A 22,359-nucleotide genomic window follows, 5' to 3' on the forward strand; every position below is an offset into this window, starting at 1 on the left:
AAAAGGCTGTCTATATGACAGCCTTTTGTTTGTAGAGAACACCGAGTAAAATCCTCCCTGATTGAACAGGAAGGATTATTAATTACTTCATATTATATATTGTATATTTCCTCATCCAAGGTCGAAGCGATCTGCATTCATGACTTTAACCCATGCAGCTATAAAGTCACGCACAAACTTCTCTTTGTTATCGTCTTGAGCATAAACTTCTACTATTGCACGCAGTACTGAATTTGAACCAAAAACTAGGTCAACACTAGTAGCTGTACGTACTATCTCACCAGACTTGCGATCACGTCCTTCAAATACATCTCCGTCTACAGGGGTCCACGCAATTCCCATGTCTAGCAAGTTTACAAAGAAGTCATTAGTAAGTGTACCAACTCGGTCAGTAAATACCCCGTGTTTTGTGCCATTATAGTTTGTACCTAGTACGCGCATACCACCTATTAGTGCAGTCATTTCAGGTGCAGTTAGGCCTAACAATTGTGCCTTATCTACTAATAGCTCTGCTGAATTTACACTATACTGTTTCTTTTGATAGTTACGGAATCCATCAGCAATAGGCTCTAACACTGCAAAGCTGTCTATATCTGTTTGCTCTTGTGTTGCATCGCCACGGCCTGGAGTAAATGGAACTTTTACATCAAACCCTGCATCTTGTGCAGCTTTTTCTACCGCAGCACTACCACCAAGTACAATCAAGTCGGCTAGGCTGACTTTCTTATGTAGATGGTTTTGAACGTTCTCTAATACATTCAGTACCTTTGCAAGTTGCTCAGGCTGATTTACTTCCCAATCCTTCTGTGGTGTAAGTCGAATTCGAGCTCCATTTGCACCGCCTCGCATATCTGAGCCACGGAAAGTACTTGCTGATGCCCAAGCAGTATTTACTAACTCGCTAATAGTAAGCTCTGTATCTAAGATCATTAATTTGATCTTTTCAACTTCTGCATCAGTTATTTCATATTCAGTAGCAGGTATAGGATCTTGCCAAATTAAAACTTCTTCTGGAACTTCCGGACCTAAATATCTTGAACGAGGCCCCATATCTCTGTGTGTTAGTTTAAACCACGCGCGAGCAAATGCATCAGCAAAATCTTCTGGGTTTTCATGGAAACGACGAGATATCTTTTCATATTCTGGATCAAATCGCAATGCCATATCAGCTGTAGTCATCATTGTTGGAACACGAACGGTTGGATCTTCTACATCTGGCGCAAGATCTTTCTCCTCAGGATTTACAGCTAGCCATTGAAACGCACCTGCAGGGCTCTTTGTAAGCCACCATTGATATCCAAACAATAGATCAAAGTAACCATTATCCCACTTTGTTGGGTTTGCAGTCCAGGCACCTTCAATACCGCTAGTGATTGTATCACGACCTTTACCAGAACCATGAGTACTTAGCCACCCTAGGCCTTGGGAATGAATCGGAGCTGCTTCTGGTTCTGGACCAACATGAGCTGCATCTCCAGCACCGTGAGCTTTACCAAAAGTATGCCCACCAGCAATTAGTGCAACTGTTTCTTCATCATTCATTCCCATTCGAGCAAAGGTTTCGCGTATGTCACGACCACTTGCAATAGGATCTGGTTTACCGTTTGGTCCTTCCGGGTTAACATAGATAAGCCCCATCTGAACAGCAGCTAGTGGATTCTCAAGCTCACGATCGCCCGTGTAACGTTTATCCCCTAGCCATTCGGTTTCAGTACCCCAGTAGACATCTTCTTCAGGATGCCAAACGTCTACACGTCCTCCTCCAAAACCAAATGTTTTTCCGCCCATTGATTCAATAGCAACATTTCCCGTTAGAATAAATAAATCAGCCCAAGAAATTTTGTTACCATATTTTTGCTTAATCGGCCAAAGCAGTCGACGGGCTTTATCGAGATTCCCGTTGTCTGGCCAACTATTAAGTGGAGCAAAGCGTTGTGTACCAGTACCTGCACCACCACGCCCATCACCTGTACGATATGTACCTGCTGAGTGCCAAGCCATACGAATAAAGAATGGCCCATAATGTCCATAATCAGCAGGCCACCAATCTTGACTGTCTGTCATTAGATTGTGAAGATCCTGTTTAAGTGCTTGATAGTCTAACTTTTTAAATGCTTCTGCATAATTAAATTCTTCATCCATAGGGTTAGATTTTCTGTCATTCTGATGTAGAATGTTCAAATTTAACTGGTTTGGCCACCAGTCTTTATTTACTGTACCAGCTGATTTCGGAGTAGTCGTGCTACCGTGATTAAACGGGCACTTTGCAATGTTAGAATTATCATTCATTTCCATACTTTTTTCCTCCTTAAAAGTAAATAAATACCCAAATAATTATGTATCTTGTATTACTTTTCAAACAAGATATGATTAATTATTATGCAATTATTATATTAAACTATTACATATAATCATAGAAATAAGCTCACAAATAAGATACTATTCACAACATTGTGAACAATTGATGACAATAACTTATTTTGTAAAATACATTGTCTAGTTCAATCAGAAACATCAACCAATTGTTAATACAGTCTCATTTATTGTTTTAAGGTAATCATTCATAAGTATTTCTTAACTTACTTCTACATTTAATACAAGACGACCTGCTATCTAAATGATTTACCGCTTTTTTATTTTTTAATGAAATGATCTTACTGGTAAGAAATTTAGTCCACCTTAAAAAAGCCAAAAAAAAAAGCTCTTCGAATATCGAAGAGCTTTTCACTATTACATACCCCAAACTAATGTCCAAAGTGTACCGAAGACAATTGCTACTGCAATAAATACTGCGTAACCTAAATTGATATATAATACACTTTTATTTTCATTTTCATTCATATGCATGAATACGATTAACTGAAGACCGCCTTGTAATAATGCAGTTACAATTAAAATAATAAATGATACTTTAAATGGTAAATTTAAATAGTAAACACTTAAAGCAATGATTGTTAGAACAAGTGATTGGATGAAGCCAACCACTTGATGCTTAGGGAATAATGCGCTCATCCAATCAGTCCTTTCACGTAAACAAAACTAAAGATAAAGATCCATACTACGTCTAAGAAGTGCCAGTATAATGAATAAATAAATGTTTTGTTTGCTGTAGTTTCTGTAATTCCCTCACGAGAAACTTGAATTAAGATTGCAATACCCCATAACATACCGAATGATACGTGGGCACCGTGAGTACCTAATAATACGAATAATGCTGATAATGCTCCACTACTTTGGATTGTTGCACCTTCATGAACATAAGTAAAGAACTCTGTAATCTCTACTCCTAGGAAGACTGCTCCTAAAGCTAGTGTTAATACAAGGAAGCTTATAAAAGCTTTTTTGTGATTTAATTTTATTGCGTTTACAACTAAACCAATCGTAAAACTACTTGTTAATAGGGCAAATGTTTCTATCATTACACCTTTCATCTCAAATAATTCTTTTTGAGTAGGTGCTGAACCAGTGTTATTTGCTAAAGTGAAGTAAACTGCGAACAATGTTCCGAATAAGGCAATCTCTGCTCCTAAAAATATCCAGAAGCCAAGAATCTTATTAGAACTTTCTTCACCTAGACTATACAGAGGCCTGCTGCTCATAGTGATCACCTCGTAATTTTTTCTCTGTTTCGATAATTTCTTCTTTATGAATATGGAATCCATGATCACGTTGGAAAGAACGTGCAATTAAGCAAAGTGCGATAGGAACTGCAAATACAATCATTGGAACCCACCATTCAAATATTAAGAAGAAACCAAATGCCATAAATGCTGCACCTAAAATGAATGGTATACCACTATTACTTGGCATATGAATATCTGTAATCTCGCCTTCAAGTAATGATTTACCTTCTTTTTTAGCTTTCCAGAATGGATCTAAAGAATCAACTTTTGGAATAACTGCGAAATTATAAGGAGCAATTGGACTGCTTGTAGCCCATTCTAATGTTCTTGCATTCCATGGATCACCAGTAGTTTCTCTTGGTGCGTAACGTACACTGTAATAAATATTGTAAACAAGTAAACAGAATCCGATTCCTAGCCCTACAGCTCCAATTGAAGCAATCAGATTTAATGGTCCGAAACCTGACGCTGCACTGTAAGTATACGTACGACGAGTCATACCTTTTAATCCTAATAAGAATAATGGGAAGAATGTTACGTTAAAGCTAACGATAATTGTCCAGAACGTAATCTTACCAATTTTTTCATCTAATTTAAAACCAAATACTTTAGGGAACCAATAGTAGAATCCTGCGATTACCGCAAAAACAGTACCTGGAATTAATACATAATGGAAGTGAGCAACTAAGAACATCGTATTATGATATTGGTAGTCAGCACTTGCCATAGCTAACATTACACCCGTTACCCCACCGATTGTAAAGATTGGGATAAATGCTAGTGAATACATCATTGGAACAGTAAATTCGATTTTACCTTTTCTTAATGTAAATAACCAGTTAAATATTTTAACACCGGTTGGTATACTTATTGCCATTGTTGTAATACTAAAGAAGCCATTTACAACAGAACCTTGACCCATTGTATAGAAATGGTGAACCCAAACAAGGAAACTTAGAGCAGAAATGGCGATCATACTAACAACCATGCTCTTATATCCGTATAAATTCTTTCTTGAGAAAGTAGCTATAATTTCACTGTAAATACCGAACGCTGGAAGAATAACGATGTAAACTTCAGGATGACCCCAAATCCAGAATAAGTTCGCCCAAAGCATGTCGTTACCATGTGCCATCGTAAAGAATTGAGTACCAAACTCACGATCGAACATCATTAATGCTAAAGCTACTGTTAATACTGGGAATGCGAATACGATAATAACGTTTGTAATTAAAATACTCCAAGTAAACATTGGCAATTTCATTAATTTCAAGCCTGGAGCACGCATTTTTAAAATTGTAACGATAAAGTTAATACCAGTCATTAAAGTACCTAGACCAGCAATTTGAAGCGAGATTGCGTAATAGTTATTCCCAACGCCTGGGCTGAATTCCTTACTAGCTAATGGGAAATAAGCTGTCCAACCAGCATCAGGTGATCCCCCGATAACAAAGCTTAAGTTTAAAAGCATTGCACCTGCAAAGAATAACCAGAAACTAACTGCATTTAAGTAAGGGAATGCTACGTCACGAGCTCCGATTTGTAAAGGAATAACGATGTTCATTAATCCAATAATGAAAGGCATCGCCATGAACAGAATCATAATTAAGCCGTGTGTTGTAAAAATTTCATTATAATGTTGTGCATCTAATATTTTTAAATCTGGTCCTGCTAACTGTGCTCTCATTAATAACGCATCTACTCCACCACGGAATAGCATTAATAATGCACACAGAATATACATTACACCGATACGTTTATGGTCAACAGTTGTTAACCATTCTTTCCATAAATAACCCCATTTTTTAAATTTGGTTAAACCAATTACAATAGCAAGAGATACAACAACGATACTTACCATTGCACCATAGATCATTGGTTCACCAGTTACAAAAAAGTGATCCCATTTATAACCCATTATTTCATCCCCTCCATATTATCCATGTCATGGTGATCAGATGAATCCTTCATAGAACCATGTTGATGTCCTGCATTTTTACCTTCTGGAGCTGGTCTAAATTCTAAATGAGTCGAAGAATATGACTTTCTACCTAAATGCTCAATTTTTAGTAATTTATTAAACTCTGTTTCTGTTAAAGCAGGAGCTGTTTCTTTAACGTCTTTAACCCAGCCATTAAATTCCTTATTATTCATTGCTAATACTTCAAATTCCATTCCAGCAAAGCCTTTACCATTGAAGTTACTGTTCTTACCAATGTATGAACCTGCATTTGAAGCAACAAAATTTAATTTCGTTACCATGTCACTCATTGCATATTTTTGTCCACCTAATTGTGGAATCCAAAAACTTGTAATAGGACCGAATGAATAAAGTCTGAATTCTACATTTCTGTTTGTTGGAATGTTTACATAGTTAACTGTTTCAATTCCTTGTTCAGGATAAGAGAAATGCCATTTCCAGTTTGAAGAACTTGCATAAATAACAAGTGGTTTATCATTTTCATGACCTTTTGGTACACTTTCAACTGCATTTGTTGTTTTAACAGTTACTACTGATAAAACTGCAACAATAATTATTGGGATAACAGTCCAAATAATTTCTAGTGTTTTACTACCCTCTTCATGAGGAGGTTCGTAATCTTTTGGAAGTTTACTAGCACGATATTTATATAGAATAACAATATAAAGAATGTAAACTACTAGTAAAACTCCTAACATCATCAACATCGAGAAGATTATCGTATCTGCTTGCGTTTTAGCAACAGGGCCCTTAGGATCAAGTACTGTAATCTTGTCACAAGCACCCATTACTAATGCAACCAACATGATCATCATGCTCATTAGAAATTTTTTCATTTCGCTCTTCCTTCCTATAACGTAAGTAAAAGTTCAAAATAGTTTTTTTGAATTATTTCTTAGATAAGTATTTTTATAAATTGTCACTAAAATGACAAACAATGTCCACAGTTATAGTAAGATACTTTAATTAAAAAAACAAACAATTAATTACCATTTTGAAAGGAAAAAAAGAGTGTTCACATTTTAGACATATTTGAAAATATGTTTATTTCTAAAAAACCTATATATATCAACTGTTCCACTCAATTGCTCACTTATTCACAACGTTCACATTTTAGACAAATATTAGATTTTGATTAACTTTTTGTTCACATTTTAGAAACATACATATTAGTAAATTAGTATAATAATTTTTATGAAACTTTACGAAATAATCTGTATTTTCACACAAAAAAATAACGCAGAATGATCTGCGTTAAAAACAGGGTTGTTAATTTGCTGAAGAGAAAAACTACTGTCCTAGCGCGTTCTTCTCTTTTTTAGGTTTTTTGGGGGTCTAAGTTTGCATTCCATATTTAACTTTCTAATATGGATAATACGAAGAACTAAAAAAACAATGGCTTATTTCTTAAACTTCTTTTATAAATCTTAGAATACCAAAAATGAAAATGATTATCAATACCAATTATTGGTTTTTTTAAATCTAACAAAAATGTTCAAATAATTTAAATATAAATTATCATGCTGTTGAAAAACTACATTGTCAATTAATTATCAAATTTTCGTAAAAGGAGTATTACCAAAGTATTTAAGCTATAATTGTATTAAAAAAGGTGGGATAATTATGCATCAATTATTAATTAAAGGGATTTCAACTGATGATATTTGCAATATTAGTAAGTCTTTAATCGAAGAACTCGCAGCAGTTTGCGAATGTGGGACAGATAATTTTACGATTGATTGTATTCATTCAACTTCAATTTTTAATGGTGAAATTGTAGATAGCTTTCCATTCATTGAAGTAAAGTGGTTTGAACGTGGAGGTGACACAAGAGATCGTTTCGCGGCTACAATCGCTAGACATATTAACACATTGAAAATTCCTGAATTTGAAATTGCTTTTATTACATATCAAGAAGATTGTTATTATCTAAATGGGAAGAAATTCCCACAATAATATTTTGAAATAATTTAGGTCAGCGAAGTAGCTGACCTTTTTTTTTTTGAAAATTTATATTTCCGGGGCAGGTGTACCTATAGGACGATGTCATTTCGGGACATTTCAACTATGTGGACAAATATACAAACTAAAAAAAATGGGTAATTGACTAAGTACATGATTTGTAAAATTGAATATTAGTATATTAATCGGACAAGTAGGACACAAAAAAATGCTACCGATTAGAGAAAGGTGAATAAAAATGAATTTTGAAATTGCAATGACAGCATTTGTTTTCATTATGACAATGGCCGTCATATTCTGGAGACCAAAAGGAATTCATGAGGCATGGCCTGCTTCAATTGGTGCAATAATCATTCTAGTAACTGGGATTGTTACTCGACACGATTTATACGACATTATAACAAAAATCGGTGGAGCTTCAATTACAATTATAGCTACTATCGTTATGGCTGTTATTTTAGAAAGCTTCGGGTTTTTTCATTGGTCAGCAGCTCGATTAGTTACATTGGCCAAAGGATCGGGATATCGGTTATATTGGTATATCCAACTATTATGCTTTTTGATGACTTTACTATTTAACAATGATGGAAGTATTTTAATTACAACTCCAATCTTAATCCTTCTATTAAGAAATCTTCGTCTAAAACCACACCAGAAAGTTCCATATTTATTATCTGGAGCGCTCATTGCGACAGCTTCTAGTGCACCGATCGGAGTAAGTAATATTGTAAATTTAATCGCTTTAAAAATTGTGCATATGACTCTATACATGCATACAGCGATGATGTTCGTACCAGCAACATTAGGTTTATTGTTTATGTCGGCGCTAATGTACGTCGTTCTAAAAAATAAATTACCTGAGACACTACCAATCTCAACAGATGATATTGAAGAATCGTTCTTTATAAAAAACTTCCATCCACTAAAAACAAAAATTTCAGTAGAAACGAAAAAGAAACGTACAAAATTTATGTTAAAAGTTCTTGCTTTCGTATTCTTAATGAGATGTTTGTTATTCGTTGCATCTTACTTTTCAATTCCAATTGAATTAGTTGCGGTACTTGGCTCTTTAGTCTTATTAATTTGGAGATGGTACCACTTAAGAACTAGCCCTACAGATATCTTAAAAAAGACACCTTGGCAAATATTACTTTTTGCATTTTCAATGTACGTGATTATATATGGGCTTCATAATGCCGGTTTAACTGAGTTTTTAGTAAAAGAATGTGAACCAATCGTTAATCAAGGATTATTCCAAGCAAGCTTTATTATGGGCGGTTTAGTAACTGTTTTATCAAATCTATTTAATAATCACCCTGCGCTTATGATTGGAACAATTACGCTTACTGAAATGGGTCTTGACCCAATCACTTTAAAAACGATATACCTTGCTAATATAATCGGAAGTGACATGGGGTCATTATTATTACCAATTGGTACACTTGCATCATTAATTTGGATGCACATTTTAAAAGAAAACAAAATTAAAGTAAAATGGAAAGATTATTTAAGCGTGACAATAATTGTTATCCCTTTAACAACAATCGTTACATTGTTTTTATTATTCTACTGGGTACAATTAGTATTCGCACACTAATCAATACTTTTACCTCTAGGAGGAGATCTACGTGAGTGATGTATCTACATTGCTAGGAAAACAAGTCTCGGTAAGATTGTCTGGAGATGTCATATTCGAAGGAATTCTTACTGATTTAGGACAAGATATTTTAGTGCTCTTTAACGGCATAAAATATTATTATATCCCTTGGATGCACATCCATATGGTATATCAAAAAAATGATTTAAAAGAAAAGATAGATAACCCTATTGAACCATCCATTACGCAGGAAATGGAGTCAATTTCATATCGTAAAATTTTACTGAATGCTAAAGGAATATTTTCAGAAATCTATGTAACTGGTAATATAACTTTTCATGGTTACATTATGAACGTATTGAATGATTATCTTGTATTTTACTCACCTGTCTTTCATACAATGTATATTTCATTATCACATTTAAAATGGATCACACCATATAACCATAGAGTAATGCCATATAATTTAACAAATGAGACACTAGGAGTACATCCACCTACTATACCTTTACACAGGTCTTTAGAAATTCAACTTAAAAAAGAAATTGGAAAGCTTGTTATTTTTGATGGTGGAACAGATCCAATGAAAATTGGACTTTTAAATAAAGTAGATAATAATCAAATAGAACTTTCCGTTGCAAGTGGACAAAGTGTTTATCTAAAACTGGGACATATAAAATCTGTACACTTACCATAGCTGGATACAACCTTTGATACAAAATGTATTTAAAGGTTTTTTTTTTGATTAAAATAATGAATTTAAGTAAAAAAAAGCCCCCTGTAATGCAAGGGGCTATTAATCTTCTAATCTTTATTTACGTAAATTGAACCATTCTTCGTTTTTAAAATCAGATGCTGTTTTCCACTTCCAACGATCGCCTTATTTGTATGATTCTCATCTTTATTTTTCATTCCCCAACCAATATTACCATTAAAACTACCATCATTTGTTTCCGCATTAATCGTTAGATTGTTATCCTTTTGTAGGTCGATTTGGATTTCACCATCATCAGAAGAAATTTTACTATTACCATTTAATAATGCATCCTCAACATTAATTGAACCATTATTTGTTTTTGCGTTAATTTTTCCTTTATAATCACTTAAGTTAATTTCTCCATCATAAGTTGTTATTTCACTTGATCCATCTATATTGGCATGTTCAATCGAAATGCTACCATTTCTTGTAGTGGAATTTAAATAACCAGAAATATTTTTGATTGTAATTTCACCATCATTCGTTGCAATTTCACTATCACTATTTAAATTTACATTCGTTAAGCTGATTGAACCATTTCTAGTTTTTGCAACTAAGTTTCCAGTCACATTCTCAATATTGATTTGACCATCATTTGAATTTATGACTGTTTTATTGTCTTTATTTGATACATTTACAGAGCCATTTTTTACATTTATATTCGTTAAAATACTTTTAGGTAAATCAATATTTAGTTGGGAACTGTCATGATCAAAGTGGAAAATCTGATTATCATCATTACGAATCTCGATAATCATTTTATCACCATGTGTTTTCACTGAATAATAATCAGATACTTCCTCACTTTCTTTTTTATCTCGATCCGGTACTCTTATATTACCACTTACATTTACTGCACTAGAATCGGTTCCATTTACACTGATTTCACTATTATTGGCTTTAATAATAACTTCATTAATTGATGAAGTTATTGTTTTTGAATCATTTACTTCAATATTTTTAGATTTAAATGTAAAACCAATTTCTTTGACAAACAGTTGACCAATACTAAATAGTAATGAAACAACCATCATTAATATAAGTAAAAAAATACTAAATCCATGAAAACGTAGAGAGTCTTCTTTTCTTACTAAATGGAATAGTAATATTTCTATTCCTAATAAAATACAAGCAACTGGCCATGCATTAATTAGAATCTTCGAATAAGGGATTGAAATAAAATTTTGTAGAAACCATAGTAAACCAATTGCGATTAAAATAATTCCCGCTGTTATAGTACCAACCTTCCAATTCCTCATACTTCTTTTTTCGACTTTCCAGTTAATAATTTAATACCGAGTCCGACAAAAACAAGACTAATTAGTAAATTTTGTACTAAATTATAGTCAATAAAAATATTGTAATGTCTAGAAAGATAATCAGAAGCGTTCTCTAATAATGATAAGCAACCAAAGCCGATTAATACCCAACCAATTAAGAACTTATTAAACTTAAATTGATGATTTACGATTGGCTCATCTACTAATTCAATATCTTCACGATATTTACTATGATACTGAAGTGCATCAAAGTAGCTATAAAATACGATGACTGGTATAAAAAATCCAAAGCTTGATATTAAATGTGTTAAAAATACTGTACCGAAAAATAACAGCATAAACTGCAATCCTCGACTCATTAATCCTAAATAAAAATGGCCAAGACCAGGTAAAATTGATAATAAATAAACTAATTTTTTACGTTTCTTCAAAGTTTGTACCTCCATTATTTTTTATTTCCTTTCAAAATTTTTGGAATTGGAATTGATAATTTAATTTCTTCACTTTTTTCAATTAATGAAGAAGTCTGATCAATCGTTTGTACAACGTGACGATTGGAATTTGTAATCCGCTCAGTTATTTGAAATTGGAAGAATAAAAATGTTGCTGCTGCAGCCAATACTAAATGGATTAAACGAACTTTTTTTGAATTCGTTTTTGATTTCTTTTCATTCGTTTTTTCCGTAATCTGTATTGATTCAGTTTGTTTCATTATTTCGTTTACTAACTCATCTGAAAAATGGAATTCAGGTGGATTCATCCATTCCATGTCTAATTCATTTAAAAGTTCAAGTTCCGCCTGACACAAGGTACATTCATTTAAGTGTTGTTCAAGCAAAAGAGATTCTTTATTTGAAAGCTTCTTTTGTTGATACGATATTAGTTGGTCAGAAGTTAAATGTTTCAAATGATCCCTCCTTTATGCTTGTCTTTAATTAATCGTTTGGCTCGATATAGGCGTGATTCTACAGTTTTAACGGCTACATTTAATTTCAAAGCTATTTCCCCATAGGTAAGTTCTTCAAAATAATATAATTTCAATACATCGCTATATGTCTGTGGCAATTCAATTAAATATGAATGAATAAGTTCTTTATCGATCGTTTTTATTAAAGCTTCTTCAGGTGATAATAAATTCTCTTCTGGTAAAGTAGAAAGTAATTCACTAGTTTCATTTTCCTGTTGTTTTACTTGTTTTCTTTTAAAATCAATAGCTTTATTCATTGTAATTCGATAAATCCATGTAGCCAAATTAGATTCTCCGTTAAAGTTTTCGAGAGAACGATACAATTGGAGAAAGACTTCTTGCGAAATATCTTCAGCATCCTTTTGGTTATTTGAAACTTTCAGTGCTACTGCAAATACCTTTGATTGGTATCTTACAATTAATTCTTTAAATAGTTGATGATTCCCCTTAACTATATTCCTTACTAATTGTTCATCCGACTCCATTGCATCACCTCTTTTCCTCTTCCATAATTTTAGACGAAGACAAATTTAAAAACCCTGCAAAAAAAGTAAATAATTTTATAAAAAATTTTTTCAAAAGATTCTTTTCAAGTTATTTGAATTGAAAAGAAAGTTAAATATCATAAAAACAATTACTAAGTAGTTTGTGAGAAAATACTTATTTAATGAATTAATGAACAGAAAAAAAGCTTATATTGTGGTATATAAGCCTTGTGAATTTCCTTTTTTATTTGCGATTCTCAGTTTTTAATGGCAATTTACACATTTTGCCGTTTTAATTTTGAACCTCAGGAATACTTTTTAAATCCGTTATATTTGTTCGCATATGGTTCATTATTTCGTTATATCTCATTTTGCCATTTATTAGATGAACATCATTAATATTTTCCAAAGACATAATTTTAAAATTTCGATTATCATGATAGTAATTATAAGTTGGAAAAAAGCTTGGATTTTTCAATTCAATTTTTACATTGTGATCTGTTTGAGTTTTTACTACATCAATTGTACCCATGCCACCAATTAACTCATAGATTTCATCTTGAGCTGATAAGAAATTTCCTAATGAGTAAAAAACGATTGATTTATTTCCCATTTTTCCAGTGACCCATGCCGGCGGTTGTAGGACGTGTGGATGATTTCCAATAATAATTTGAACTCCCATATCAGCTAATTGTTTTGCAAGATTCTTTTGGGTATTGTTCGGCATTCTTTCATATTCAATCCCCCAATGCATGGCAACTACTACCACATCTGATACTTTCTTTGCCCTTGCAACATCACTACGTATTTTGGCAAGGTCAATCAAATTTACTAAGTAATCTTTTCCTTTAGGAACCCGAATCCCATTTGTACCAAATGTGTAAGCAAGAAATGAAAATCGAATATTATTTTTATTTATCACTCTAATTTGGTCACGATCTGCTTGAGATTTAAAAGCACCTGTATATGGCATATGAATAGCGTTCCAATGGGAAATTGCACTTCGTATAATTTTCTCTCCTCGATCAAGCGTATGATTATTGGCGAGTGTTACAAAATCAACCCCAGCTCTTTTGAGTGCATCTCCAACTTCATATGGGCTATTAAACGCTGGATACGTAGATAATCCGAATTGCTTTCCACCAATCATCGTTTCTTGATTCGCTACTAAAATATCTGGCTTTTCCATCGTTTTTCTAACTTCATCAAACATTTTATTAAAGTTATATACACCATTTGGGAGCATAGCATCTTCATAAACTTCATTATGTATTAATAGGTCCCCCACGGCTCCGACAGTCACCTTTGTAACTTGCTGATTTATATTTTTTATAGGCTCTTTCTGCTCTTTTACCTGTTCTGTATGTCGTTTTTCTTTGAGTTCCTCTTGATTATTTTTTGTACACCCGCAAAGTAAAGTAAAAAAGCAGCTTATTAATACGATAATTATTTTTTTCATCTTTTTCTCTCCAGTTAAAGGGAGGTTCAATAGAATGCATTGTACAGGTATAGGTAAAGACAAAACAATCCGGAACCTTTATGTAATCATATTTTAATCCTCATCATCATTTAATACTCTTTATAATTCTTAAAAACTGCCGTTTCCGACATTCTTTCTTTTAAAATATTTCCATTTTTTAACAAATAATATATTTTACAGTGTTTATTGAAAAATTTCAACAAAAAGTAATGGTTCATTTTAATAGATTTCATAAAATTTACAATTATTGGACTTCACTATTGTTTAACTATTAAAATAATAGCATGTTCAACAATTTTTTGATGATTAAACAGATTTAAAGCTAAAAACGTTTTAAAAGAAAGGGAGAGAACAATGAATAGATCTGAAAAGTTATTACAATTAAAGAATGAGATTAGTCATGTGATAATTGGTAAAGAAGATGTCGTTGAAATGATTTTCATCGCTCTTATTAATAATGGACATATTTTACTAGAAAGTGTACCTGGTACTGGAAAGACACAATTAGCTAAAAGCTTTACCAAAACAATTAACGGATCGTTTAAAAGAATTCAATTTACCCCGGATTTATTACCTAGTGATGTAACAGGTATTCAATTTTTTCATCCAAAAGAACAAGACTTTCAGCTCCGAATCGGTCCTGTTATGACCAATATTTTATTAGCAGATGAGATTAATCGTGCTACTCCTAGAACCCAAGCTAGTTTATTAGAAGTAATGGAAGAAGGCCAGGTAACAATCGATGGGGAAACTATTCTTCTACCAAGCCCGTTTATCGTTATAGCAACGCAAAATCCAATTGAATCACAACAAGGTACGTTTCCATTACCTGAAGCACAAATGGATCGATTTTTTATGCAGATTCGTTTGGAATATCCTACATTTGGAGAAGAAAAAAGCATTATGAAGTCATATCGTTCAAATACTCCATTTTTGAATTTAAAAAATGTACTAACTTTAGAAGAAATTGATGAAATGAAAGAACAGGTGAAAACCGTTACAATTTCGGAAGAAGTAGAGGATTATATTTTAAATATTATTCATTCAACGAGAAATCATGAAGACATTCAACTCGGCATAAGTCCACGTGGTACATTGGCACTAATGAGAGCTTCACAAGGTAAAGCATATATAAACAATAGATCATTTGTCACTCCACAAGATGTGAAGGATGTCGCAATTTATCTCCTTTCACACAGATTGGTCTTGACGCTTGAGGCATCCCTAAAGAAAAATGCTAGACAAGTTATCGAATCAGTTTTAAATCAAGTTGAAGTTCCTGTAGAAGCTGGAGCTGGTCAATAAATGACTTGGAATAAAGAAATACATGGTAAAAGTTCACTTGATATCCTAACCATTTTTGGAATCATATTTCTACTCATTAATCTCTATCAATCTTCCTATTTATTAATGTTTTTAGGAGGATTTTTAATCATCATTAGTTTAATGAGTCGATACTATTTAAAACATATTGCTGATCACCTAATCATCGAAAACGACAAGGAGCCCATTCGAGTATCCGTCGGAGAACAATTTAATTTACCTATTAAGATGACCCAGAATCATTGGTTACCAATTATTAACGCAACAGTTCGAATAAAATTAGAACCTATAGTAGATAGTATAAATTTTAAAACGGTTAGTAACGATTCAAATTTGGAACTAATGATCCCAATTCAACTAAAAGGTTACGAAACGATTCAGATTACATTACCTCTTTCAGCTACCAAACGTGGAGTTACTAGAATTAAACAAGTAGAATTAAAAATTTCAAACTTTTTCAGTTTAGGTTATCTCTATTTAACATATAAACCTTTTTTACATAAAGAAATTATTATTTATCCAACTTTAATTCCTGTTCCTCAAATTGAACAAATTATTTCAACTAACTCATACGGTAGTTTTGTCACAAATACTAGTATGTTTGAAGATTTTCTAGCACCAATTGGAACAAGAGATTATGTCTATTCGGACTCATTTCATCGAATTCACTGGAAAGCTAGTGCTAAAACTCAAGTACTTCAAACGAAAATTTATGAACGAACTGCTGACTATTCAATGACATTTATTATAAATTTACGAGATTCTCATCATGATAATTTTAGATTAAGTATAATTGAAAACATCGAATCCATTGCTAGTAATATTGCCTATATAGTCCAATACGCTACATTAAAAAATATTAATTATGAAATATTTCTAAATTTGAACATGGAAAGTGGAGTTCCTGTTTATCATTTACCTATTGGTGGTGGTAAATCTCAACTAGGTAAAACTTATGATATCCTTGCACGAATTAATGGCGCAAGAATGACTCAGCCGATTGATAGATTACTATATTACGTAGAAAAGCAACAACGAAAATCTCCTGTTGTTATTTTATGTGGCCCATTTGGTAAGAATGGTGATCGCTATTTCGCTCAAATGCGAAAACGTGGCCAAATCATCTATTATCTACAAGATGATTTAGAAAGTCCAAAGCTTGTTCCATTTGGACAAAATTAAGTCGAAAGGATAATGAAATGACTTTACGTTTACTTTCTACATACTTTTTTTCTTTAGAATATTTATTGCTCTATTTAATCGTTCTATTTCTATACGAATCAAAAAATCAACTGCCACCTACTTTGGCATTCATTTGTATTTTTATGATTGGAAATCTATTTTTACTTTACTCATTGCGAAAGGCTAAAATTTCACGTGTTATTCCGTTTCTAGCAGCCATTATTTCTGGAGGACTTAGTTATACTCTAGGATTAAATTCAGTTACATCTATTTTATGTGCTAGTTTTATCTATTTTCGACTAGAAGCTTTTCTTAAAGACACTTCGTTATGGATCGAAGAACGAAATAAATTACAAATCATTTTTTATTTAGCTAGTTTGATCGTACTCTTTTTTGGCTTTGCTTCACATTATTCTCATATGAACTTGATATTATGGATAATTATTATTTTTACCATTTTATTTAGTTTAGGTAGATACTTTCAACAAGCAGTCACTACACATACGATTAAAAACTTTGGAGGAATGATTGGATCGATTAGTATAGCAGCCCTGCTTACTGGTACTATATCGTTAATATTGCCGATCTTAAAGTGGGCGATTTTTAAAGTACTAGACGGTTTATTTAGTGCAGTTGGTTTTTTAGGAACTCCTTTCTTTAACTATGTAGATCACATCACTTTAAAAGAGAAAAAAATTAAACTAGGTCAAAATTCAAGCGCTGAAGATAAAGTACCACAAAATATGCGTAATCACCATTATATTTTAGAGTCGATTCCTACTTGGGTATGGTTATTATTATTGATGATCGTTTTAATCGTAATTTGGCTAGTCATCAGAAAACTTTCTTATATACGAAATGAAAAACATACTGTTCATCAAGAAATCAGCATTGAATATAATGCAATTCCAGAACACAATAAGAAAAAAAGACGCTTTTTCAAACATTCTACCCCAACAGAGCAAATCAGAAAACTAATCTTCCAACTTCAAAAATATGCATCTAAATACAAGATGGGTCGACACCACAATGAAACATTAAAAGAGTGGTTAGAGCGAATACAAATACCGAATGAAGATGAAGTAATCAATGCATATAACTCGGTTCGCTATGGTAAAGGTGAAATAAAGGATATCGAGAAATATGAAGAACAAGTGAAAAGAATCAAGGAAAAGATTAAAAGCAAGATTAAGGAAGAAAATTAAGAACACTAAACCCAAACCTTTTATTTAGGGCTGGGTTTTTACTTTGTTTTAAAAATTTGAGATTACGAAAAGATCTGTGTTTGTGCAAATAAATTTGCTATTACAGTAATTAAATCTGTTCATGTGCAATTAAAAATACCGTTACCACAATAAAATTTTGCAAATCTGCAATTAAAAAAGCCAAGTCTGCAATTAAATCTATCATAACTGCAAATAGGCTTGGCTTTATGAGAAGATAGTTTATCAGATTTAAAAAAATAGATAAAATAACAATAAAACGAGTAAGAATCGTTCAAAACTAAACATTATTCAGTAAAAGTAAGCTTAATTTGATCTGATTAAACTTTCAACGTTAAATCAACAAGGAACACGACAACCATAAATTTAGGTTTGTGTCCTATGTTTATCTCTTATTGTAAACTTTCGTACTGATTGTATATTTTTCAATATTTTGCATGTGTGGGTCGTACCCGATGCCTGGTTTTGTTGGTACATTGATCATTCCATTTTCTACGGTTACTTCTGGCTTGATGATATCTTCTGCCCAGTATAATGCAGATGCTGCTGTGTCACCAGGTAGAATGAAGTTAGGTAATGAAGTGATTGCAATATTATGTGCTCTTCCAATCCCTGATTCTAGCATTCCACCGCACCATAATGGAATACCATTTTCCTGGCATAGATCATGTATTTTTCTTGATTGAGTTAATCCTCCAACTCGACCAATTTTAATATTAATAATTTTACAGCTTCCTAGTTTTATTGCTTTTCTAGCATCTTCTAGTGAGTGAATACTCTCGTCTAAGCAAATCGGCGTTTTCATTCTTTCTTGCAAATCTGCATGATCAATAATATCGTTATATGCTAGTGGTTGTTCGATCATCATTAAATTATAATCATCTAATGCAATTAGTTGATCCATATCAGATAATGTGTATGCTGAGTTAGCATCCGCCATTAATGGAATAGTTGGGTAAACTTTTCGTACTTTATCGATCAATTCAATATCCCAGCCTGGTTTAATTTTTAATTTAAATCTCTTATAGCCTTCTGCAAGTCGGTCTTCTATAATATTAATTGTTGAATCGATTGAATCTTGAATTCCAATGCTTACTCCTACTTCGATTTCCTTTTTCGTTCCACCTAATGCAGTTGAAAGTGAGATATTTTCTTGTTTAGCATAAAGATCCCAAATTGCGCCTTCTATAGCAGCTTTGGCCATATAGTTGCCACGAATATGTGAGAAATACTTTTCGGAAATTTCGTCTGGATGGTTAATTTCATTATTTAACACGATTGGAATTAAATAATCTTCTAGAATATGCCAATTTGTTTTTAAAGTTTCTTCATTGTACAGCGGATCAAGCATCGCAACAGATTCAGCCCAACCTGATATTCCATCTTCGCCTATCGCTTCCAATAAAATAAATTCACGGTCATATTCAGTACCAAAGCTTGTTGTAAATGGATGCAATAAATCTAGCTTCATATGGCGTAATATTACTTTTTTAATTTTCATTTCCGATATCTCCCTTATATACTTTTCTATTTGTTCAGTACATAAAAATGAACTGGCACTTCCGAGTCTGAATTTTTATAAAATCCAGTTACTTTCCATCCGCTTTGAAATAATCTTTTAAAGGTCTCTCTAGTAAGCATTCGCCATTGGCTTGCAATTTTACTATTCGTTTCTCTAATTGTTCGGAAATCTTTTGGTACCGCAACATAGGCTAGATTGTTAAACACATCTGTATCGTTTTGAATCGGCATTGGTAATCTGTCATTGTTTTCTTCCCATTTAATAAGTGAATTTTTAACAGCTTCATCTAAGTCAAAGTGTCTCAAATTCTCCTTTTCTTCTTTCCCTTTTGCAATATACCATTCAACTAAAAAACGGTCAGATGGAATTCCACTATTTAATAAGTCTTCCATTTCTCCATAGCAGTTTTCAATATACGTATTACAAACGCCACCTAACTTAGCAATATTTAAATACCCATTTGCTGTTTCTAATGGATCATAAGTCCAAGTAATCTTTTTATAGCCTAGTTTAAGAGCTTCTTCTTTTTGGGCAATTTTAAGTAGCTTTCCAATCCCGTTATTACGAAACTCTTGATCAATTCCAAGCATATGAGAACAAAGATAAACATTTTGACCATCATAGCCAGGAAAACTATATTGAAATCCAATTAGTTTATCTTCAAAATATGCACCTAAAACTAAGCCGCCATTTTTTGCTGCTGTAATTGTTTGATGTGTAGGAATTGAATCCTCATAACCCCAAATTTTAGATTCTAATTCTCGTACGTGCCCCATTTCTTCGATGGAATGAAGAGCACGAATCTTAATGCCTGTTCCTGTATTAACTTCAGATTGATTCAATTCGTTTAGCATTTGCCTCACCCCTACATTGTTCTTGTTCTGATGCTAATAAGACTGTTTGAGTTAAAATCTTCGCTCCATAATAAAGAGCTTCTAAATTAAAACTCATATGCGGATGATGTAATCCCGGAGTTAATCCACACCCTAAACCGACCATTGTAGCTGCAATTTGAGGATATTTATTTGTATAGAAATGGAAGTCCTCACCTCCATTTGAAATGCATTCAGGCACTACGTTTTCATGTCCGATTATTTCTACAATGGCTTTTTTGGTCATTTTTATTGCTTGCTCGTTTTTTACGGCCGCTGGAACAAACTCTTCCATAGACCACGAAATCTTAGCTTTTGTTTCAATCATCGTTTCCTCAAACACCTCCACTGTACGCGCGTTTAATTGGTTCATAATGTCATTTGTTTGCGCTCGAACATCAAGTGAAAACTTTAGGGTTTCTGGTATCGTATTTGATGCTTCATTTTCAGTTTGAATTTGGGTCATTTTAATTGAATGAGGGATATCCGTATTTAAATTTATTTGCTTTAATTTATTTACTATTTCAGCAGCTACTTCAATCGCATTAATACCATCTTGTGGTCTAGAGGCGTGAGCTTGAATTCCTCGAATTGTTCCTTTTATCGTTTCAGCAGACCCATGTATGATTACTGGAGATGCCTTCTGATAAGGTACTTCTCTTTCTGGTCTTAAGTGTACGCCAAACAAGGAAATGACATTTTCTAACGCACCATCTTCCATCATTTGAAGGGCTCCTTCACCCTTTTCTTCGGCTGGCTGGAAGATAAATCGAATCGTATGTTTTGGCTTAATACCACTTGTAGAAATGGCCAATGCTGCATATAAAACCATCGTACTATGAGCATCATGACCACATGAGTGGTTTGCCATTACAACACCGTCAACTTCTTGAACTAATGCATCCATATCGGCTCTTAGCGCAACAACTGTATCATTTTGACCCTCAATTTCAGCAATAAATCCAAAATGATTTTTAAACGTTTTAATCTCAATTCCTGCATCTTTTAGTCGTTCTCTTAAATACTGTGCTGTTTTTTCTTCATGCCAACTAGGCTCAGCTAGCTTATGTAAATCCTGGTATGTTTTTAAAATCGTTTCTTTATGATGATCTAGATAAGATTGTGGATTCATAAGATTTTCTCCTAACAGTTTTTTCTATTCTATAAACACTTCATATGTTGAATAAATTTTTTCCAATTTTTGTTGATACATTTGAATTCTTTTTTGGTCTTTTTCATATAATCCGGCAATCACTAAATTTAATAGACTAATAACTGATGCGACTGAGTTAGAACCACTTTCCACATTTTCTTCTGTAGTTAGAACTATATCTGCAATTCGGCCAATTGGTGATAATAATCGATCAGTAACTGAAATTAGACTTACTCCATTTTCTTTCGTACATTCTGCAATTGTTAGTGTTTCTTTTGCATACCTTGGAAAAGAAAATGCAACAACAACTGATTTTTCGGTTAAATTACAAAACTTTTCATAAAAGTCACCTGCTGGAGAACAGTACATTACGTTACCTCTTATTGAACTTAATGTATTTGAAAACCAATACGCAGCTATATGGGATACACGATGACCAACTATTAACACTTGATCAGCACAGGTAATTGCTTCAACAGCTTTTGAAATTTCCTTAATATTCGAAGGTTGTAATAAGTTTCTTAAAATATTTACTTCATTTTCGATAATTTTTGTAAAAGTATTCTGGCCGTCTAAATTTTTCATCTCTTCTTTTTCTTTTATATAATCCGTTTTATTTAAATGAAGAAACTCATTTTGAACACATAACTGCATATCACTGAAGCCTTCAAATTCGAGTGCATATGATAGACGAATGACCGTTGTTTCACTTACATCAGCTTTTTTTCCAATATGATAGGCAGTTTTAAAGGCACACTCCTCAAGATTTTCAATCATATAAGTCGCTACTTTTTTTTGGCCTGGTGATAATTGTGAAAATTTTTCCTTAACTAACAATTTAAAACTAGATCGCTCCATTATTTTTAATCCTTCCGGCGTTGAAGTATATCCTTCAACAATTATAAAAGTTGCAGTCAATACTTCTTTTTCTTATACATTATCATATCCCTAA

At 32.8% G+C, this 22,359-nt stretch carries 20 protein-coding genes; 6 read left to right on the plus strand and 14 right to left on the minus strand.

The annotated features are described in order from the left end of the window. Nucleotides 1-111: 111 nt before the first annotated feature. The 5 genes from katG to qoxA form a co-directional block, all read right to left on the minus strand. Nucleotides 112-2,295: a catalase/peroxidase HPI gene (gene katG / locus RAH41_RS13375; RefSeq protein ID WP_331223051.1), complete on the minus strand. Its 2,184-nt coding sequence runs from the start codon at nt 2,293-2,295 to the stop codon at nt 112-114. A 435-nt stretch (nt 2,296-2,730) separates the two neighbouring features. After that, entirely contained in the window at nt 2,731-3,012 is a 282-nt protein-coding gene (gene qoxD, locus RAH41_RS13380; RefSeq protein WP_025672299.1) for a cytochrome aa3 quinol oxidase subunit IV, read from the minus strand. Next, nucleotides 3,009-3,599: a cytochrome c oxidase subunit 3 gene (locus RAH41_RS13385; RefSeq protein ID WP_025672298.1), complete on the minus strand. Its 591-nt coding sequence runs from the start codon at nt 3,597-3,599 to the stop codon at nt 3,009-3,011. Before RAH41_RS13385 ends, qoxD begins: the two co-directional genes overlap by 4 nt. After that, nucleotides 3,577-5,541 (minus strand): cytochrome aa3 quinol oxidase subunit I, encoded by a 1,965-nt coding sequence (qoxB, locus tag RAH41_RS13390; protein ID WP_331223054.1) that lies wholly within the window; start codon nt 5,539-5,541, stop codon nt 3,577-3,579. The genes RAH41_RS13385 and qoxB overlap by 23 nt, the downstream gene beginning before the upstream one ends. Next, complete coding sequence (gene qoxA, locus RAH41_RS13395; protein ID WP_331223055.1) at nt 5,541-6,440, minus strand: cytochrome aa3 quinol oxidase subunit II; 900 nt, start codon at nt 6,438-6,440, stop codon at nt 5,541-5,543. Before qoxA ends, qoxB begins: the two co-directional genes overlap by 1 nt. A 787-nt stretch (nt 6,441-7,227) precedes the next feature. On the opposite strand from qoxA, the gene RAH41_RS13400 reads away from it, so the two are divergent. The 3 genes from RAH41_RS13400 (at nt 7,228) to RAH41_RS13410 (ending at nt 9,860) form a co-directional block, all read left to right on the plus strand. After that, nucleotides 7,228-7,560 (plus strand): DUF1904 family protein, encoded by a 333-nt coding sequence (locus tag RAH41_RS13400; RefSeq protein ID WP_331223057.1) that lies wholly within the window; start codon nt 7,228-7,230, stop codon nt 7,558-7,560. Between the two features lie 244 nt (nt 7,561-7,804). Continuing rightward, complete coding sequence (locus RAH41_RS13405; protein ID WP_331223058.1) at nt 7,805-9,163, plus strand: arsenic transporter; 1,359 nt, start codon at nt 7,805-7,807, stop codon at nt 9,161-9,163. Nucleotides 9,164-9,194: 31 nt separating this feature from the next. Then, nucleotides 9,195-9,860, plus strand: coding sequence for a DUF2642 domain-containing protein (locus RAH41_RS13410; protein WP_331223060.1), 666 nt, complete (start codon nt 9,195-9,197; stop codon nt 9,858-9,860). A gap of 107 nt (nt 9,861-9,967) precedes the next feature. On the opposite strand, the gene RAH41_RS13415 is transcribed toward RAH41_RS13410, so the two are convergent. The 5 genes from RAH41_RS13415 to RAH41_RS13435 all read right to left on the minus strand — a co-directional run bounded on the left by RAH41_RS13415 (nt 9,968) and on the right by RAH41_RS13435 (nt 14,111). Next, nucleotides 9,968-11,179: a DUF4097 family beta strand repeat-containing protein gene (locus tag RAH41_RS13415; RefSeq protein WP_331223062.1), complete on the minus strand. Its 1,212-nt coding sequence runs from the start codon at nt 11,177-11,179 to the stop codon at nt 9,968-9,970. After that, a complete protein-coding gene (locus RAH41_RS13420) occupies nt 11,176-11,631 on the minus strand; it encodes a hypothetical protein (RefSeq protein ID WP_331223064.1) in 456 nt (151 codons plus the stop codon). The genes RAH41_RS13415 and RAH41_RS13420 overlap by 4 nt, the downstream gene beginning before the upstream one ends. A gap of 14 nt (nt 11,632-11,645) precedes the next feature. After that, on the minus strand, nt 11,646-12,107 hold the full coding sequence (locus RAH41_RS13425) for a hypothetical protein (RefSeq protein ID WP_331223065.1): 462 nt from the start codon (nt 12,105-12,107) through the stop codon (nt 11,646-11,648). Next, nucleotides 12,104-12,652 (minus strand): RNA polymerase sigma factor, encoded by a 549-nt coding sequence (locus RAH41_RS13430; RefSeq protein ID WP_331223067.1) that lies wholly within the window; start codon nt 12,650-12,652, stop codon nt 12,104-12,106. Before RAH41_RS13430 ends, RAH41_RS13425 begins: the two co-directional genes overlap by 4 nt. Nucleotides 12,653-12,944: 292 nt before the next feature. Then, the gene (locus RAH41_RS13435; RefSeq protein WP_331223069.1) at nt 12,945-14,111 is read right to left on the minus strand and encodes a CapA family protein; all 1,167 of its coding nucleotides are present in this window, start codon (nt 14,109-14,111) and stop codon (nt 12,945-12,947) included. Between the two features lie 375 nt (nt 14,112-14,486). Here RAH41_RS13435 and RAH41_RS13440 point away from each other — a divergent pair, with 375 nt between their 5' ends. The 3 genes from RAH41_RS13440 to RAH41_RS13450 are packed head-to-tail and all read left to right on the plus strand — an operon-like array spanning nt 14,487 to nt 17,842. Beyond that, nucleotides 14,487-15,437: a MoxR family ATPase gene (locus RAH41_RS13440; protein WP_331223071.1), complete on the plus strand. Its 951-nt coding sequence runs from the start codon at nt 14,487-14,489 to the stop codon at nt 15,435-15,437. Beyond that, complete coding sequence (locus RAH41_RS13445) at nt 15,438-16,637, plus strand: DUF58 domain-containing protein (RefSeq protein WP_331223073.1); 1,200 nt, start codon at nt 15,438-15,440, stop codon at nt 16,635-16,637. 17 nt (nt 16,638-16,654) lie between these two features. Further along, nucleotides 16,655-17,842, plus strand: a complete 1,188-nt coding sequence (locus RAH41_RS13450) for a hypothetical protein (RefSeq protein WP_331223074.1) — start codon at nt 16,655-16,657, stop codon at nt 17,840-17,842. A 403-nt stretch (nt 17,843-18,245) separates the two neighbouring features. On the opposite strand, the gene menC is transcribed toward RAH41_RS13450, so the two are convergent. Genes menC through RAH41_RS13470 form a run of 4 tightly spaced genes read right to left on the minus strand, consistent with a single transcriptional unit; the run spans nt 18,246 to nt 22,325 of the window. Further along, the gene (gene menC / locus RAH41_RS13455; RefSeq protein ID WP_331223076.1) at nt 18,246-19,361 is read right to left on the minus strand and encodes an o-succinylbenzoate synthase; all 1,116 of its coding nucleotides are present in this window, start codon (nt 19,359-19,361) and stop codon (nt 18,246-18,248) included. 26 nt (nt 19,362-19,387) lie between these two features. Next, complete coding sequence (locus RAH41_RS13460) at nt 19,388-20,236, minus strand: GNAT family N-acetyltransferase (protein ID WP_331223078.1); 849 nt, start codon at nt 20,234-20,236, stop codon at nt 19,388-19,390. Further along, entirely contained in the window at nt 20,211-21,386 is a 1,176-nt protein-coding gene (locus RAH41_RS13465) for an amidohydrolase (RefSeq protein WP_331223080.1), read from the minus strand. Before RAH41_RS13465 ends, RAH41_RS13460 begins: the two co-directional genes overlap by 26 nt. A gap of 24 nt (nt 21,387-21,410) precedes the next feature. Then, on the minus strand, nt 21,411-22,325 hold the full coding sequence (locus RAH41_RS13470) for a MurR/RpiR family transcriptional regulator (RefSeq protein ID WP_331223082.1): 915 nt from the start codon (nt 22,323-22,325) through the stop codon (nt 21,411-21,413). Between the last annotated feature and the right edge of the window lie 34 nt (nt 22,326-22,359).

The organism is Gottfriedia acidiceleris (assembly GCF_036421055.1).
Classification (GTDB): Bacteria; Bacillota; Bacilli; order Bacillales; family Bacillaceae_G; genus Gottfriedia; species Gottfriedia acidiceleris_C.

Excerpts from the sequence above, each read along its gene's own strand:
- katG (WP_331223051.1), bottom strand. The coding sequence starts at position 2,295 with ATGGAAATGAATGATAATTCTAACATTGCAAAGTGCCCGTTTAATCAC.
- qoxD (WP_025672299.1), bottom strand. The coding sequence starts at position 3,012 with ATGAGCGCATTATTCCCTAAGCATCAAGTGGTTGGCTTCATCCAATCA.
- RAH41_RS13385 (WP_025672298.1), bottom strand. The coding sequence starts at position 3,599 with ATGAGCAGCAGGCCTCTGTATAGTCTAGGTGAAGAAAGTTCTAATAAG.
- qoxB (WP_331223054.1), bottom strand. The coding sequence starts at position 5,541 with ATGGGTTATAAATGGGATCACTTTTTTGTAACTGGTGAACCAATGATC.
- qoxA (WP_331223055.1), bottom strand. The coding sequence starts at position 6,440 with ATGAAAAAATTTCTAATGAGCATGATGATCATGTTGGTTGCATTAGTA.
- RAH41_RS13400 (WP_331223057.1), top strand. The coding sequence starts at position 7,228 with ATGCATCAATTATTAATTAAAGGGATTTCAACTGATGATATTTGCAAT.
- RAH41_RS13405 (WP_331223058.1), top strand. The coding sequence starts at position 7,805 with ATGAATTTTGAAATTGCAATGACAGCATTTGTTTTCATTATGACAATG.
- RAH41_RS13415 (WP_331223062.1), bottom strand. The coding sequence starts at position 11,179 with ATGAGGAATTGGAAGGTTGGTACTATAACAGCGGGAATTATTTTAATC.
- RAH41_RS13430 (WP_331223067.1), bottom strand. The coding sequence starts at position 12,652 with ATGGAGTCGGATGAACAATTAGTAAGGAATATAGTTAAGGGGAATCAT.
- RAH41_RS13435 (WP_331223069.1), bottom strand. The coding sequence starts at position 14,111 with ATGAAAAAAATAATTATCGTATTAATAAGCTGCTTTTTTACTTTACTT.
- RAH41_RS13440 (WP_331223071.1), top strand. The coding sequence starts at position 14,487 with ATGAATAGATCTGAAAAGTTATTACAATTAAAGAATGAGATTAGTCAT.
- RAH41_RS13445 (WP_331223073.1), top strand. The coding sequence starts at position 15,438 with ATGACTTGGAATAAAGAAATACATGGTAAAAGTTCACTTGATATCCTA.
- RAH41_RS13450 (WP_331223074.1), top strand. The coding sequence starts at position 16,655 with ATGACTTTACGTTTACTTTCTACATACTTTTTTTCTTTAGAATATTTA.
- menC (WP_331223076.1), bottom strand. The coding sequence starts at position 19,361 with ATGAAAATTAAAAAAGTAATATTACGCCATATGAAGCTAGATTTATTG.
- RAH41_RS13460 (WP_331223078.1), bottom strand. The coding sequence starts at position 20,236 with ATGCTAAACGAATTGAATCAATCTGAAGTTAATACAGGAACAGGCATT.
- RAH41_RS13465 (WP_331223080.1), bottom strand. The coding sequence starts at position 21,386 with ATGAATCCACAATCTTATCTAGATCATCATAAAGAAACGATTTTAAAA.